Origin of the sequence: Acinetobacter legionensis, from assembly GCF_048552295.1 — a bacterium.
GTDB lineage: Bacteria > Pseudomonadota > Gammaproteobacteria > Pseudomonadales > Moraxellaceae > Acinetobacter.
In genome coordinates this window covers 1-15,322 of record NZ_JBIMCW010000036.1, presented here as the reverse complement: position 1 = coordinate 15,322, position 15,322 = coordinate 1, and the positions used below count along the sequence as shown (strand labels likewise).

General features: G+C 37.8%; 12 protein-coding genes and 4 tRNA genes. 11 read left to right on the top strand and 5 right to left on the bottom strand.

Features of this window, described 5'->3' with window-relative positions; translation table 11 throughout:
- Positions 1–35: 35 nt before the first annotated feature.
- Positions 36–1,751, bottom strand: coding sequence for a proline--tRNA ligase (locus tag ACG916_RS19395; RefSeq protein ID WP_336954659.1), 1,716 nt, complete (start codon positions 1,749–1,751; stop codon positions 36–38).
- Between the two features lie 247 nt (positions 1,752–1,998).
- Positions 1,999–2,640, bottom strand: coding sequence for a hypothetical protein (locus ACG916_RS19390; protein ID WP_336954658.1), 642 nt, complete (start codon positions 2,638–2,640; stop codon positions 1,999–2,001).
- 284 nt (positions 2,641–2,924) lie between these two features.
- On the opposite strand from ACG916_RS19390, the gene pilG reads away from it, so the two are divergent.
- The 6 genes from pilG to ACG916_RS19360 all read left to right on the top strand — a co-directional run bounded on the left by pilG (position 2,925) and on the right by ACG916_RS19360 (position 11,490).
- Complete coding sequence (pilG, locus tag ACG916_RS19385) at positions 2,925–3,308, top strand: twitching motility response regulator PilG (RefSeq protein WP_004723803.1); 384 nt, start codon at positions 2,925–2,927, stop codon at positions 3,306–3,308.
- 20 nt (positions 3,309–3,328) lie between these two features.
- Positions 3,329–3,697: a response regulator gene (locus tag ACG916_RS19380; RefSeq protein ID WP_336954657.1), complete on the top strand. Its 369-nt coding sequence runs from the start codon at positions 3,329–3,331 to the stop codon at positions 3,695–3,697.
- A gap of 3 nt (positions 3,698–3,700) precedes the next feature.
- Positions 3,701–4,237 carry a chemotaxis protein CheW gene (locus ACG916_RS19375; protein WP_336954656.1) on the top strand — a complete coding sequence of 179 codons (537 nt, stop codon included), beginning with the start codon at positions 3,701–3,703 and terminating at the stop codon, positions 4,235–4,237.
- A gap of 43 nt (positions 4,238–4,280) precedes the next feature.
- Complete coding sequence (locus tag ACG916_RS19370; protein WP_419330730.1) at positions 4,281–6,350, top strand: methyl-accepting chemotaxis protein; 2,070 nt, start codon at positions 4,281–4,283, stop codon at positions 6,348–6,350.
- 143 nt (positions 6,351–6,493) lie between these two features.
- The gene (locus ACG916_RS19365) at positions 6,494–11,017 is read left to right on the top strand and encodes a hybrid sensor histidine kinase/response regulator (protein WP_419329187.1); all 4,524 of its coding nucleotides are present in this window, start codon (positions 6,494–6,496) and stop codon (positions 11,015–11,017) included.
- An 8-nt stretch (positions 11,018–11,025) separates the two neighbouring features.
- Positions 11,026–11,490, top strand: a complete 465-nt coding sequence (locus ACG916_RS19360) for a hypothetical protein (RefSeq protein ID WP_419329189.1) — start codon at positions 11,026–11,028, stop codon at positions 11,488–11,490.
- Positions 11,491–11,564: 74 nt separating this feature from the next.
- On the opposite strand, the gene dapE is transcribed toward ACG916_RS19360, so the two are convergent.
- From dapE to ACG916_RS19345, 3 genes are all read right to left on the bottom strand, one after another.
- Positions 11,565–12,698 (bottom strand): succinyl-diaminopimelate desuccinylase, encoded by a 1,134-nt coding sequence (dapE, locus tag ACG916_RS19355; RefSeq protein ID WP_419329191.1) that lies wholly within the window; start codon positions 12,696–12,698, stop codon positions 11,565–11,567.
- A 155-nt stretch (positions 12,699–12,853) separates the two neighbouring features.
- The gene (locus ACG916_RS19350; protein ID WP_336954649.1) at positions 12,854–12,994 is read right to left on the bottom strand and encodes an entericidin A/B family lipoprotein; all 141 of its coding nucleotides are present in this window, start codon (positions 12,992–12,994) and stop codon (positions 12,854–12,856) included.
- Between the two features lie 128 nt (positions 12,995–13,122).
- Positions 13,123–13,956, bottom strand: coding sequence for a DUF1853 family protein (locus ACG916_RS19345; RefSeq protein WP_419329193.1), 834 nt, complete (start codon positions 13,954–13,956; stop codon positions 13,123–13,125).
- Positions 13,957–14,182: 226 nt separating this feature from the next.
- Here ACG916_RS19345 and ACG916_RS19340 point away from each other — a divergent pair, with 226 nt between their 5' ends.
- The 5 genes from ACG916_RS19340 (at position 14,183) to ACG916_RS19320 (ending at position 15,302) form a co-directional block, all read left to right on the top strand.
- A complete protein-coding gene (locus tag ACG916_RS19340) occupies positions 14,183–14,581 on the top strand; it encodes a YbaN family protein (protein WP_336954645.1) in 399 nt (132 codons plus the stop codon).
- Positions 14,582–14,855: 274 nt separating this feature from the next.
- Positions 14,856–14,931: transfer RNA gene (locus ACG916_RS19335), tRNA-Val, on the top strand.
- Between the two features lie 24 nt (positions 14,932–14,955).
- Positions 14,956–15,032 (top strand) — tRNA-Asp (locus ACG916_RS19330).
- A gap of 45 nt (positions 15,033–15,077) precedes the next feature.
- Positions 15,078–15,154: transfer RNA gene (locus tag ACG916_RS19325), tRNA-Asp, on the top strand.
- A gap of 72 nt (positions 15,155–15,226) precedes the next feature.
- A tRNA-Val gene (locus ACG916_RS19320) sits at positions 15,227–15,302 on the top strand.
- Positions 15,303–15,322: the final 20 nt, after the last annotated feature.

Genomic DNA, 15,322 nt, shown 5'->3' with positions numbered 1-15,322 from the left:
CGCATGCAGTGAGTTTTTTAATACTATTGAAAAAACTATTTTACTAATTTAGCCAATAACTCATCTTTACTTAGATTTATAGATTCTGCATCTCTACGACCTTTATATTCGAAAGTACCAGCATCTAAGCCTTTTTCACCAATGACAATACGGTGAGGAATACCCGTTAACTCTAAGTCAGAGAATTTAACGCCTGGACGTTCATTACGATCATCGAGTAAAACATCGTAGCCTGCAGCCTGTAATTCAGCATAAAGTATTTCAGCAGCCTCAAGTGTACGTGGAGATTTTTGAGCATTCATTGGAACAATTGCAACTTCAAAGGGTGCAATCGCAGATGGCCAAATAATACCTTTCTCATCAAAGTTTTGTTCTATTGCTGAAGCGACTACACGTGTTACACCAATCCCGTAACACCCCATCGTCACGACTAAAGGTTTGCCATCATCACCTAAAACTTTACAACCTAATGCTTCAGAATATTTTGTACCTAATTGGAAAATATGACCAACTTCAATACCTCGTTTAATTAAAATTGTTCCTTGACCATCTGGAGAGGGATCACCTTCAACCACATTACGTAAGTCAAAAACTTCTGTAAATTTTGCATCACGCTCCCAATTTATTCCAGTTGCATGTTTATCAACTTCATTGGCACCAGCAACAAAATCAGAAAGTACTGAGGCTGCACGGTCAACAATTACAGTTAAACCTTTATCTACGAGTCCTTGTGGACCACAGAATCCTGCGGTTAAACCTAGAGCATTCAGTTGAGCATCTGTTGCAAATGTTAAAGGTGCAGCAATGAGTGGATGCTTTTCAGCTTTAATTTCATTAAGCTCGTGGTCGCCACGTAAGAATAACGCGATAACTGGGACATGGCCCTTTTCATCAACAACACCTTGTACAAGTAAGGCTTTTACAGATTGAGCTGGATCTGTATTTAAAAATACAGAAACGTCAGCAATTGTTTTTTTATTTGGTGTATCTACAATTTTTAGATCTTGAGTTGGTTCAGCACGCTCACCAGTCAATACTGCTTCAGCCATTTCAACATTGGCCGCATAGTCCGATACTGTTGAAAAGGCGATATCGTCTTCGCCACTTGAAGCAAGTACATGAAACTCATGTGAACCTGAACCACCAATGGAGCCAGTGTCAGCTTGAACAGGGCGAAAATTTAAACCTAAGCGTGTGAAAATTCGGCAATATGTGTCATACATGACATCATAAGTTTCTTGTAACGAGGCTTGATCGACATGAAAAGAATAGGCATCTTTCATAATAAATTCACGAGAACGCATTACGCCGAAACGTGGACGAATTTCATCACGGAATTTAGTTTGAATTTGATAAAAATTCATCGGAAGTTGTTTATAACTTTTTAATTCATTACGAGCTAAATCCGTGATGACTTCCTCATGTGTAGGACCTAATACAAAATCATTGCTATGACGGTCTTTAAAACGCAGCAGTTCTGGACCATATTGTACATAACGACCAGATTCCTCCCATAGCGAAGCTGGTTGTGTTACGGGCATTAATGTTTCCAAAGAGCCTGCACGATTCATTTCCTCACGAACAATCGCTTCAACTTTATTGAGCACACGCACACCCATTGGCAGCCAAGTGTATAAACCTGAAGCCAATTTACGGATCATCCCAGCACGTAACATGAGCTGATGTGAAATGACTTCAGCATCATTTGGGGTTTCTCTTAACGTTGCAAATAAAAAGCGACTCGCGCGCATGGAAACTGTCCTAAAATTTTTAGATTTAAAAAAGGATTATACGATAAAAAAATACGATAAAAAAATAAGCTGAACATTTTTAATGATTGTTTAAATTGAAAACTTTATATTCTTACGCTATCGATGTGATCTGACTTTGCTTTTAACTTAAAAGCATCCAACATTGCGGGTGGCTGTTCTCAAAGTTTAGATTTTTTGTTAAGATTTATTTAATAATAAAGCTGAAAAACTTTTAATTAAAAGGTGATTATTCAAGCTTTTTGAGGCGGTTAATAATATCATCATAGTGTGTTTGTGTAGAGCGATAGTTGTTTTGTAGGTTTTCGATATAATTTTTTGTTTTTTCGATATTTTCTGAGTTGTATTTGATCCGATCTTTAAGTGTTACAGGGACGGTATTTCCTTTGCGATAATATTCCATTTCCTGTCGTTTAAGTATAATTCTTGCACTTTGAAGCTGTTTAAGTGTTTGGTTTTGAAGTGCTATTTGTTGTTTTAGACTGTTTAGAAGTTCATTTCTTTTGTTGATTGCAACAGATGAGTTGCCATAAGCACGCTTTAAACGTGCATCTTGTTCTAACTTACGTACTTCAGATGCGCGTGAAGTCGATTGTTGCAAATCTTTTTCGACATTATAAGCTTGGTTGCGTTTGATGACTTGCATATTGCGATCAAGTGCTTCATAACCATTTTTAATGTGTGCCGGTGTAACCGATGTGCTGATGTTAGCAACCCCATTTTTATCATAATACCTATACCATACTGCCTTAGCCGGAGGTGTATCAGCATAGACCGATAACGTGTAAATGAGTAAGCAAACTGAGAGCAAAATACTGAATATTTTTTTTATTTTTGAACCTAAATTTTGGTAATAGATTATTCTATCCATTTAAAGTCTGCCATCCCCAAAAAATCAATGTAAGTTATATGATTTTGAAACTATCTTTGGCCATTTTATGTGGTTACAAAATTTTAATAAACAATTAACTTCTAAAAAAAAGCATAATATTTTTTTTTATGTGAGCTTTGCTGTGTTTTACTGTTTGAAGTGAGATTTCCGACAAGAAATGCTCATTGATAAAGTGAGTTAATATATGTTAAAAAAACATGCTTAATTGTAAAAATAAATCTGTACAGCACAATTCATTCCAAGCTTACGGAAAGGGGCATTAAATGGACGATAAATTTCAAAATTTAAAAGTCATGGTGATCGATGATTCTAAAACTATTCGTCGTACTGCTGAAACATTATTACAAAGAGAAGGTTGTGAGGTTGTCACTGCTGTAGACGGTTTTGAAGCTTTATCTAAAATTGCTGAAGCAAATCCAGATATTGTTTTTGTCGATATCATGATGCCTCGTCTTGATGGCTATCAAACCTGCGCTTTGATTAAAAATTCTCAAAATTATCAAAATATTCCAGTCATCATGTTATCAAGTAAAGATGGCCTGTTTGATCAAGCAAAAGGTCGTGTTGTCGGTTCGGACGAATATTTAACAAAACCATTTAGTAAAGATGAACTATTAAATGCTATTCGCAATCATGTAACTGCTTAACGGTTAATTTGGGGGAAATAATGACAAAAATTTTAATAGTTGATGATTCACCGACAGAAATGTTTAGATTTAAAGAAATTCTAGCTAAACATGGATTCGAGGTGATTGAAGCGACCAATGGGGCAGATGGTATAACACTCGCGCAAGCTGAATTGCCTGATCTTGTTTTAATGGATGTTGTTATGCCAGGTGTAAATGGTTTCCAAGCGACTCGTCAGATCGCGCGCGGTGCGGCCACCAAGCATATTCCGATTGTGATTGTAAGTACTAAAGATCAAGAAACCGACCGCGTTTGGGGAAAACGTCAAGGGGCTTGTGACTACTTAACAAAGCCAATTGATGAGAATCAGCTGATCAATACGATTAAGCAACATCTACAAGCAGGGTAGTGTATGGCAGCAAATGGATTTATCGAATTACTTCGATTGTCTAAGCGAGGAAATAAAAATTACGCTGACAATGAAAATGAAGTAAACCGATGGTCAGGCATTGCATTTGAAATGATGGGGCAATATTTTGTTGCTCCTTTGGGTGAGGTTTCAGAAGTTATTTATCCGCCAAAATATACACCTGTTCCTAATGTTCAAGGTTGGGTGAAAGGTTTAGCAAATATTCGCGGACGATTATTATCAGTTTCTGATTTGGCTTTTTATTTAACGGGGCATAGAAGCCAATTTCTACCTACTCAAAAAGTCTTATGTATTAGTCATAATGACCACTATGTTGGGCTGATCGTAGATCAGGTTTTGGGGATTCAACATTTTAATAAAAAAGGTTTTTTTTCTAAAAACAATGAATTAGAAGAAAACCTTCAAACTTACTGTCAGGGATATTTTCAGCAGCATAATCAAGCTTGGAATATATTCTTATTTAGTCGTTTGTTAAATGATCCTCAATACATGAATGCATCAGAAAAATTTATAAACTAGCTTTGACGCCTAATTAAGAGTTAAGCGAATCGGGAGAAGCTGAATGGGCTTTAAACTAAAGAAGAAAAATACAGGGGATACTGCTCAAAAAAGTAGTTCAGGTGTAGTAACCAAAACCAAATCAAAAATTGATGAATTTGCAAAGTTGTTTGGGGAAAGCGACAAATCTAAGCCATTTATTCAAATGGCCATTGCCAGTATCATCGTTGCGATTATTTTGCTTTTGGTTTTATTCTATACAGTTCCTCGAAATAACGACTTAACTCGTAGTTTGGGTGAATTAAAACTTTTATCACAGACATTATCTCGTCAAGCAACTGAAGCGACGGCATCTGGTTCAGCAGAATCAATTAGTGCTTTAGTTACATCACAAAAGAAATTTAAAGAAAACTTAGATGTCGTCAAAGATATTCATGCGTCTTCAAAACAAGTAGAGGGTGTTGAAAAAATTTGGCAACAAGTTTCTGCTGATATCGACATGATCGCGACACATCAGAAAATTATTAACCAATTATATGATACCAACATTGCTGTTGCTGATGTGATTCCTGGGATGCAGGCTGAATATAACGCAATGGTTGACCAGATGGCTCGTGATAATATGCCAAGTACCCAGGTTGTCATCGCGAAGAACCAAGTATTTCTTGCGGAACGTATTTTACGTTCTATTGGTTCAGTACTAGGTGGTTCTGATAATACACGTGCTTCAGCTGACGACTTTAATGCGGATACCGAAACTTTTGGTACCTACTTAAATGCTCAATTAGATGGTAGTGCTGATTTAGGTGTAACACGTATTGATAAACCTGAACTACGCGAGTCTTTAGAGAGTATTAAAGCTGATTACAATGAAATTGTGCAACTTGCTTCGACTTCTGTATTGAAGAACTCGGATCAGATTTTTAAAGTACGTCAAGCATCGTCAGACATCTTTGCTCAATCGGATAATTTATTAAAAGGTTTGGATCGACTTTCAGTGAATACTGGTGTGGGTACGATTTTACCTGCATTGATTTTAATCCTTGCCCTCGTCCCATTTTTATTTGCAGTATTTAAACTACTCGGTTTACGTAGTGAGTCGGATAAAGTCCGTGTAACACGCTTACAAGATGAGTATGACCGTAACCAGAATGCGATTTTACGTTTACTTGATGAAATTGCCGATTTGGCAGATGGTGATTTAAGTTCGTATGCAACAGTATCGGAAGACTTTACGGGTGCTATTGCCGATTCGATTAACTTTGCGATTGACCAATTACGTGATCTGGTATCTCGAATTAACGATACTTCTCAAGAAGTTGCACAATATACTCAGAATACGCAACAGATTACTAACCAATTGGCTGAAGCCTCTGAGCATCAGGCTCAAGAGATTGCAGGGGCATCAACAGCGATTAATGAAATTGCACAGTCCATTGACCACGTATCTGCAAATGCGGCTGAATCAGCAGAAGTAGCACAGCGTTCAGTACAAATTGCATCCAATGGTGCAGATGTGGTAAACCGCTCAATCGAAGGTATGGATACCATTCGTGAACAGATTCAAGAAACTTCTAAGCGTATTAAACGTTTGGGTGAATCTTCTCAAGAGATTGGTAACATTGTATCGCTAATTAATGATATTGCCGACCAAACCAACATTCTGGCATTGAATGCAGCAATTCAGGCATCTATGGCTGGTGAAGCGGGACGTGGTTTCGCTGTGGTTGCGGATGAGGTACAGCGCCTTGCTGAACGTTCAGCATCTGCAACGAAACAGATTGAAACGCTGGTTAAAACCATTCAGACCGATACCAACGAAGCTGTAATTTCAATGGAACAAACCACATCGGAAGTTGTGCGTGGTGCGAACCTTGCAAAAGATGCGGGCGTTGCTTTGGGTGAAATTCAAACGGTATCAAGTAATTTGGCTGGTTTGATTGAAAGTATTTCTGAGTCGGCTAAATTGCAGTCTGCTTCAGCAGGTCATATTGCAAATACGATGAATGTCGTACAAGAAATTACTTCACAAACTACAGGGGCAACGTTTGATACAGCCCGTTCGGTTTCTGAATTGGCAAGTATGGCGGATTCATTACGTCAATCAGTTTCAGACTTTAAATTACCTGACTAAAACGATTGATACTTTATACGTGCAATATCTCCTGTAACAAGTGGGTATTGCACTGAATGGAAAGCCTTCTAAAGCCATTCAGATTGACTGTATTTTGAAAGGTTTTAGTCCCAAAGACGGGAACTAACATAGAAGCCTGAGCTATGAAAGAAATATTAAAACATTTAGTGGAACATGTCACTTTACCTGAAGATGAGTATCTTGGTCAGGATGATGAAATTTTAGAAATTTTTGTAGAAGAACTCGAAGAAATTTTTGAATTGTTACAAACGTCTCTTGATCGCTGGCAACTCGAAGAGTTTAAAGATACAGAATTGGTCAATATTCGCCGTTATTTTCATACTCTTAAAGGGTCTGGACGCATGGTGGGGGCTAAACGTTCTGGTGAGCTTGCTTGGACTGTTGAAGATACATTAAATCGTACTATTACGAAAAATCTGGAACTTACTGCTGAGATTCAACAATATGTACGCGCAGTATTTAATATTTATAAGTTTAAACTGTATTCAGAGTTTTTAAATAGAAAACCGCATCATTTAGCTTTAGCACCTTTGGTGTATTTGGGGCAACAATTACAACAGAAACAAAGCTTAGAACCTGCTTTAGGCGAGTTACTGGCATTATCAAATACACTAGATAATGAAAATGTCATTACGGGGTTGGAGATTGGCGAAGATACGGTAATAGCAGACCTAATCTCTATGACAACTCCGCATGTGATTGATCCAGTTGTAAGTGGTTCCTTAAATACTGTTGAAGATGTAGTGCTTGAATCGACGATTTTAGATGATAGTTTAACATCTGAAACCTTGGAGATTTTTGTCGAAGAGTCAGAGGAACATCTGGCGGCAATTAAAGACTTTTTGCACTTAGAAGAACATACGCCTGATCAATATAATCGCTTGATTCGTGCCTTACATACTTTGCGTGGTAGTTCTTCAATGGCGCATGTCAATGAGGTCTTTGAAGCAAGTGGTAAAGTAGAGCATTTATTTAAAGTATTGGTTCAAGAAGATACTGAATCTTCAAAAAATGAAAATGCTTTACTAACCTACTATGCTGAATTTGTCAGTGACTATCTCTATGTTTTAAAGCTGAAAGGTAATCAAGCCATTGAGCTGAAAACTATATATCAAAAATTTAATGATGCTTGGGAGCGTTATGATTTCCAACACCAATATCAGCATTCACAAACGGGGTTAGTCACACAATTAGTTGATCTGGAGATTGATCTACTGTTAGATGCCGAGTTTGAGTTTGATAAGCGAGCCCAAGTTGAATATCCAGCATATTTCCAACAGCTAACACAACAAGCACAGATGCTGATTGATCATACTAATAATCGTGCTGCACAAGGCATCCATGATTTTAGTCTGGCTTTAAAAGATGGCTATGAGCAAGTTATTCGCAAGCCTGATTTATTAAATACTGATTATGCTTTTGAAATGTTTTCTAAGGCGCATCAAGAATTTATTCATTTATTCGACACCTTGGCCTCAGGCCAACGGGTCAGCTTAAATGATTCAACACAAGCGATTCTGGCTGAGTTACATGACTATTTACACCAAGAAATAGACACAAGTATTGATGATCAGACTATTGAAACAAGTATAGAGCCGGAAATTGAGCAACAGTCAAGTACAGTATTCATTGAAGTAAATCCTGTTGAATCAGTGGGTAATTATGTACTGACACAAATTAATCTTGATAAACAGAATATTGACTCAGAGCATAGTCAGCGTGAATTTGATGCAGATGTCTTAGACATTTTTATTGAAGAAGCGGATGAGTTGTTGGTTGGGATGGATCATGACTTAAATACTTGGTCAAGCCATCCTGATGACACAACTGCATTAAATAATTTGATGCGTTATTTGCATACCTTAAAAGGTGGGGCAAATATGGTTCAAGCCACCTTTATTGGTTTGATTGCACATGAGTTAGAAACGATTTATGAACGAGTGATCAAAGGTCAGCTCAAAGCTGAACCACATCTTATTCAATCTATTCGTTTAATTCAGGATGATGTGGCAGATCGTATTCAATTGATTCGTGAAAAAGCAATCGATTATCCTGCGACTCACATTCTCAATGTTTTACAAAATATTGATCAGCAACGTCCGATTGACACGAGCCAAGCTTCAACAGCACTTGAATCGCAATTTACCCATGATTTATCAGATTTGCATGAAGTTGAATATATTGAAGATGAAATTGTTTTAACGAACGATCCAATATCGGAACAGCTTGAAATTGAACAATCTGATAAAGATCATCAATCAGCAATTAATGATCATCACTTGTTTTTAGATATTGATCAAGATCTGAATTTGGATCCTGTTGAAATGATTGCTCAAGAAACTTTTATTGAAGAGGCTCGAGAGCTGATTGATGAAGGTCTAAGCATTTTAACTCAATGGTTTGATCACCGAAGTAATCGTAGCTTCTTACTCCAATTACAACGTATTGCACACAGCTTAAAAGGTGGTGCGAAGATGGTGAAATTGGAAGAAGTCGCGGATATTGCTTACGAGTTGGAAAATGCATTTGAACAATTTGGTTTACATAATTTTAACTCAAATGTTTATGATGGCTTGCTGGAAAAAACCTTTCATTGGCTAGATACAGCTATTTTTAAACATGATTATGACAACTTTGAAAGCTTAAAATCGAGTTTAAATAGCATTGAATATGTTGATGTATCTGCACAGCTTCCAGAAAAATTATCCCGTACCAATTTAATTTTTGAGCAATCAATTAATGAGTTTGTTCAGGGGGATGGCACTGAGCCACCGTCAATGTTGGGTGAATGGGATCTTTCACAAAAAACTGAATCCAACAATGAGATGATCCGTATCTCTGCGGATTTAGTCGAAAAAATGATTGATCTTTCTGGTGAGAATGCAATTAACCGTTCACGTATTGAGATGGATCTAGGGCAGTTAGGTAATACCTTGACTGATATGGAGTTGGCAATCCAACGTTTGGCTGATCAGCTACGCCGAATGGAAGGCGAGTTGGAAAGTCAAATCATTGCAAAACATGGTGATTTAAGCTCTCGTTATGCCGATTTTGACCCTTTAGAAATGGATCAATATTCATCTCTAAATCAGTTATCAAAATCGCTGGCTGAATCTGCATCTGACTTGGTTGATTTTAAGACCACACTGGCTGAAAAGATTCGTGATACTGAAGGCTTATTGCTGCAGCAATCTCGTATTCAAGCTGAAATTCAGGAAAGCTTGATGCGTACTCGTCTTGTACCATTCTCAAGATTGTTACCTCGATTACAGCGCTTGGTTCGCCAGACCTCTTCAACAGTTAATAAGCCCACTGAGCTTTTAGTCAATAATACTGAAGGGGAATTGGACCGCAATATTCTGGAAAAGTTAGTTTCGCCGTTAGAACATATGCTACGTAATGCGATTGACCACGGGATAGAAGATGCCGAACAGCGTCAGAAATCTGGCAAAGCGTTGACAGGTCGAATTGATTTGAATATTAGTCGTCAAGGTACAGATGTGCTTGTATCGTTTAAAGATGATGGTAAAGGAATTGATCCAAAAGTTATTCGTGACAAAGCGATCGAAAAAGGGTTGATCAAAACTGATCAACAGTTAGAGCCTGAGGAAATACTTCAGTTTATTTTCCATCCTGGTTTCAGTACAGCACAGCAAGTAACACAAATCTCTGGTCGTGGTGTTGGCTTGGATGTCGTGCAAAGTGAAATTAAATCACTTGGTGGACAAGTGAGTGTCAGTTCTGAATTAGGTTACGGCTCAACCTTTACAATTACTGTACCCACAACAGTTGCGGTTAGTGATGCCTTGATGGTGAAAGTGGGTGATCAGCAATTTGCAGTGCCATTATCGCAAATTGATCGTATTGTTCGAATTTCTCCAGCTGCTTTGGAAGAGTATTTTGAAACTCAAAATGACTATTTTGACATCGATTTCCAGAGCTATAAACTACGTTATTTAGGTGAGTTCACAGCGAGTCAAGTCACTCCACGTTTACACGGGCTTGCACATTCATTACCGGTATTGCTGATCAAGGGAAGCTTAGGGCAATCCATTGCCATTCTTGTCGATCAATTAATTGGTTCACGCTCACAAATTGTGGTCAAACCAATTGGTAAGCAGTTTGCAACAATCAATGCGATTGCAGGTGCAACCATTCTTGGTGATGGGCAGGTTTGTTTGATTCTTGATGGGCAAAATATTGCACGACAGGTTCAGGCATCTACTCGTAGTAGTGCTGAACATCTTCAACAGGACAAACAACGTCATCGTGATCAACGCCGTTTGATTATGATTGTGGATGACTCAGTTACAGTTCGTAAGGTCACTTCACGTTTGCTAGAGCGTCAAGGTTTCGATGTGATTACTGCCAAAGATGGCGTGGATGCGATTGAGCAACTTGAAAATGTCAAACCAGACTTGATGTTGCTGGATATTGAAATGCCTCGAATGGATGGCTTTGAAGTCACAAATTTGGTTCGCCACCATGAAATTCACCGCGATTTGCCTATTATTATGATTACGTCACGAACAGGGGAAAAACATCGTGAACGTGCATTTAGCTTAGGGGTGACAAATTATATGGGTAAACCATTCCAAGAAGCTGATTTATTGGAAAATATTGATGCTTTGTTGACGGTTAAATAGGAGCACTCATGATAAAGAATATCGAAAAATCTTCCATTGATAAAATTAGCACACGAGAATTACAGCACTTAATTACGGTGTCTACTGGATTTATTGATGCATATATTATTGATTGTTATGATAAAGCACCGATGTTGTTACCACAAAATGTGGTGCTTTCTGCTCAGAATAGTCCGACCTATGTTAATGTCGTAGAATGGCATGAAAAGAAGTTACCGACTTTTAGTGTGAATGATCCTAAAAAGACACTGGGTGTCGCATTGATCATTGAAGGGGAAGACGCAGATGAGCGTTTTGCCTTGATGTGCAATGAAATGCCAAGTTCGATACGGTTACGTATTTCTGAAGTAGTCGATGCAGAGGATACAGTTAAAGATAAAACTATTTTACAGTATGTGAAAATTGGTGATCAGACTTATCATGTGCCAGATCTAGATCAAATTCAGTTACAGATTGGGATAAAGAAGACTTAATCTGTCATAACTCCAAAGAATATCAATAAAAAGGACGCGTTTGCGTCCTTTTTATTGATTGAAAATTATAAAACTTAAGCAAGTAATTCGACTAAGATTTGTTCGTAGATCTCAGCTAATGGCTCTAATTCATCAATGTTTACATGTTCATTAATTTGGTGAATAGTTGCATTCAAAACACCTAACTCTAGCACTTGAGCACCTGTAGGCGCAATAAAACGTCCATCAGAAGTCCCACCACTGGTTGATAGTTTGGTCTCTGTTCCTGTCACGTTCTTAATTGCAGTTTGTGCAGCATTGACCAACTCGCCAACTGGAGTTAAGAACGGCAAACCTGATAAAGTCCATTCAATATCATATTCAACATTATGAAGATTTAGAATTTCAACAACGCGTCGTTTAAGGTGATCCGCAGTAACTTCAGTAGAATAACGGAAGTTAAAGGTTACTGTCATGCTGCCAGGTACAACATTGGTTGCTCCAGTACCTGCTTGAATATTGGAAATCTGAAAAGAAGTTGCTGGGAAATACTCATTGCCATTGTCCCAAACAGTATCACATAATTCAGATAAGGCTTTTGATGCAGTATGAATTGGGTTAATGGCTAAATGTGGATAGGCAACATGACCTTGCTTACCTTTTACAGTTAATACTGCATTTAATGAGCCACGACGACCATTTTTTACTATATCCCCCAACGTATCTGTACTTGAAGGCTCACCTACCAGACACCATGTCATTTTTTCATTACGTGCTTCTAAAGTTTCAACTACTTTAACCGTACCATTGATAGAAGGGCCTTCTTCATCAGAAGTAATTAAAAAAGCAATAGAACCTTTATGGTTGGGATGATTTTTCACAAAACGTTCTGATGCAACCACCATTGCGGCCAATGCTGTTTTCATATCAGCACTACCACGACCATAAAGTTTACCATCTCGAATTTCAGGTAAGAATGGATCAGACTCCCATGCATCTAGATGCCCTGTAGGTACCACATCGGTATGACCTGCAAAACAGAAAACTGGAGATGCTGTTCCGCGTCTTGCCCAAAGATTATCAACATCCTCAAAACGCATATTTTCAATATTAAAGCCGATAGCAGATAGACGATCTGCCATAATGGTTTGGCAAGTGTGATCTATAGGTGTCACAGAAGGCTGGCGAAGAAGTTGTAAACTCAGTTCTAAAGTATCCGAATGATTCATGGACATTGATCAAGTAAGTAAATTGAATAATATAATAGAGGAAGATAAAACCGAATGAAAACCTAAAAACGAGAGAAAGTAGAAAACTATTTAAATCAGCATTAAAAAGCCTTATCTAATTAGATAAGGCTCATGTTGTAGAATAAAATTGAGAATTACAATTTATTTTCAACTTTTTCTGCAGAATTCGATACAGCATCCCCCGCTTTAGAGACATCCTTGCCAACACCTTTAAATGTGTTGCAACCAGCTAAAACAAAAGCGAATAACATTGAAACTGCTAAAATTTTTTTCATTACTATCTCCGTGTTTCACGCGTTAATTAGAATTTTAGTATACGAGTATCTCGTAAATATATCGTTATGCTTTTATGAGTGAATTCGTTAATCCATGTATAAGAAACGTGAATAATTAAGCATTTATGTCAAAAGAAAATACCAGAGGGGGCTTGGCGGTACATATAAAATTGTAGGGTACTTGTGTTGTGATATAAGCCATTACACCACCATTGTGCAACAGGTGAGCTTTGCTCTAGATCTGGACAAATCCATTCATGCCGCTGTAACCGATAATACCCTGTTTCAATATGATGACCCCACTGTCCCAATCGATGTTGAGTATTGATCCATGAGGGAAGTACAGTAAGGTCTGCAAGATTTGGCAAATAAAGTTGTCCTTTCATTATAGCCAGCCTCTTTTCAATTTTAAAATCTAAAGCCTGTGTAAATTGAAATTGTTTTTTTGAGAAATGATTAAGTTTTCGTAAAAGAGTGTCACTACGGTTTAGACCATACCAATGCATTAATTGTAAGTTTGATTCGCCTAAATAGTACTTTAAAGCAACTTCCCAATGCTCGATCTGTTTTGTGGCCTGATTACGAACAAGGAAATCAATTTCGCCTAATGTATTCTTTGCTTCAATGATTTGGATACTATGCTGAATGAGTTGATAATGTTGATTGGCTTCATCTTGCAACCAGAACCAAAATAAATATTCAAAACGTAACCCTAAACGTGTACTTTTGAGTTGTTGCAAAAATTCAATGAGGGGGATGGGGTCGTGATCGAGTTGATCTAAGCGCGTTTGAAAATCTATATATTGTTGTTGCCAAAACGCTGTGTCGTGTACTTCAAAACGATTTTTAATTTCTAATTCATCAGGCAGATGCTGAATAATATTGGGACTGGCAATGCAAAAAGCCAATTGACGAACAATAGGGTGTTTGTACTTTAACCAAGGCTCAAAGTAGTCTGTCATTGTATGCTGTCCTAAGCTGAGGACTCACTCAGTTTATTTTTAAAGAAAAGGTTTTTAGTGTATTGAGATTCAAGCAAATAAGTAGATATACATGCAAGCTCAATTTGACTGTATTGGAAATGATGAACATCGTGATTTTAAAATACAATGATTTCAATTGATTTAAAATATACTGGCAAAATCATTTGGGCGGTATACTAGTCGAATGGGCAGATTGAGTTAATCTATGAAAGTTTTGTTTTGGCGAACATTGGTGATTGTTTTTATTGTACTCGGGTTTATCGGGGCAATATTACCGGGAATGCCAACGACAGTTTTCCTCATCTTGGCAGCTTGGGCGGCATCAAAAGGTTGGCCACAGGTGGATGCTTGGTTACTCAATCATCCCAAATATGGTGCAACGCTTCGTGCATGGCGTGAAAATGGCACAGTACCACGTAAAGCAAAGTGGATCGCCAGTATTATGATGTTGATCAGTGGGGTGATTATGTTATTCACCAATGCGCCATTGGCTGTGAAAATTTTTACCGATGTGACCATGTTAATTGTGGCTATCTGGCTTTGGTTACGTCCTGAACCAAAACTTACTATAAAAAATCTGAATGAAGTGGATAAATCCGAATAGCCTTTATTCGGTATTTTTAATTACTGAAAATCTTATTAAGTCTAGATGAAATGAATAATACGATTAAAATAGTGATTAAATGATCAGCTAAATTTATTTAAATACAGGTTTTAAAACTTTATAAATAGATAAATAATAAACAAAAAACACCAATTAAAACAAAAATGATCTATTTTTTAATCACTCAAACCTAAAATAGGTAAAACATCGAGAAAAGCGTTTGACACTCAGTAAAGATTCTCTATAATGCACCTCACAAACGATGAAGTCGTTAGGGCGCTTAGCTCAGTTGGTAGAGCGTCTGCCTTACAAGCAGAATGTCGGCGGTTCGATCCCGTCAGCGCCCACCAAGCTTTAACGTTGAATTTTTTAGTGCAGCGGTAGTTCAGTTGGTTAGAATATCGGCCTGTCACGCCGAGGGTCGCGGGTTCGAGTCCCGTCCGCTGCGCCACTTAAATTCAATCATCGTATGTATAGCAATTTTATTGTTAAAAGTGCAGCGGTAGTTCAGTTGGTTAGAATATCGGCCTGTCACGCCGAGGGTCGCGGGTTCGAGTCCCGTCCGCTGCGCCACTTTACAATGATTTTGTAGTAAGATGTAATACCTAATTAGAATTTAAATAGTTTTTTATTTTTTCTAGTTTAGGGCGCTTAGCTCAGTTGGTAGAGCGTCTGCCTTACAAGCAGAATGTCGGCGGTTCGATCCCGTCAGCGCCCACCATATACAACGCAGCGGTAGTT

What these genes read in the sequence shown, in the direction of transcription:
- ACG916_RS19340 (WP_336954645.1), top strand. Translation starts at nt 14,183, where the DNA reads ATGAAAGTTTTGTTTTGGCGAACATTGGTGATTGTTTTTATTGTACTC.
- pilG (WP_004723803.1), top strand. Translation starts at nt 2,925, where the DNA reads ATGGACGATAAATTTCAAAATTTAAAAGTCATGGTGATCGATGATTCT.
- ACG916_RS19365 (WP_419329187.1), top strand. Translation starts at nt 6,494, where the DNA reads ATGAAAGAAATATTAAAACATTTAGTGGAACATGTCACTTTACCTGAA.
- ACG916_RS19380 (WP_336954657.1), top strand. Translation starts at nt 3,329, where the DNA reads ATGACAAAAATTTTAATAGTTGATGATTCACCGACAGAAATGTTTAGA.
- ACG916_RS19360 (WP_419329189.1), top strand. Translation starts at nt 11,026, where the DNA reads ATGATAAAGAATATCGAAAAATCTTCCATTGATAAAATTAGCACACGA.
- dapE (WP_419329191.1), bottom strand. Translation starts at nt 12,698, where the DNA reads ATGAATCATTCGGATACTTTAGAACTGAGTTTACAACTTCTTCGCCAG.
- ACG916_RS19395 (WP_336954659.1), bottom strand. Translation starts at nt 1,751, where the DNA reads ATGCGCGCGAGTCGCTTTTTATTTGCAACGTTAAGAGAAACCCCAAAT.
- ACG916_RS19375 (WP_336954656.1), top strand. Translation starts at nt 3,701, where the DNA reads ATGGCAGCAAATGGATTTATCGAATTACTTCGATTGTCTAAGCGAGGA.
- ACG916_RS19350 (WP_336954649.1), bottom strand. Translation starts at nt 12,994, where the DNA reads ATGAAAAAAATTTTAGCAGTTTCAATGTTATTCGCTTTTGTTTTAGCT.
- ACG916_RS19345 (WP_419329193.1), bottom strand. Translation starts at nt 13,956, where the DNA reads ATGACAGACTACTTTGAGCCTTGGTTAAAGTACAAACACCCTATTGTT.
- ACG916_RS19370 (WP_419330730.1), top strand. Translation starts at nt 4,281, where the DNA reads ATGGGCTTTAAACTAAAGAAGAAAAATACAGGGGATACTGCTCAAAAA.
- ACG916_RS19390 (WP_336954658.1), bottom strand. Translation starts at nt 2,640, where the DNA reads ATGGATAGAATAATCTATTACCAAAATTTAGGTTCAAAAATAAAAAAA.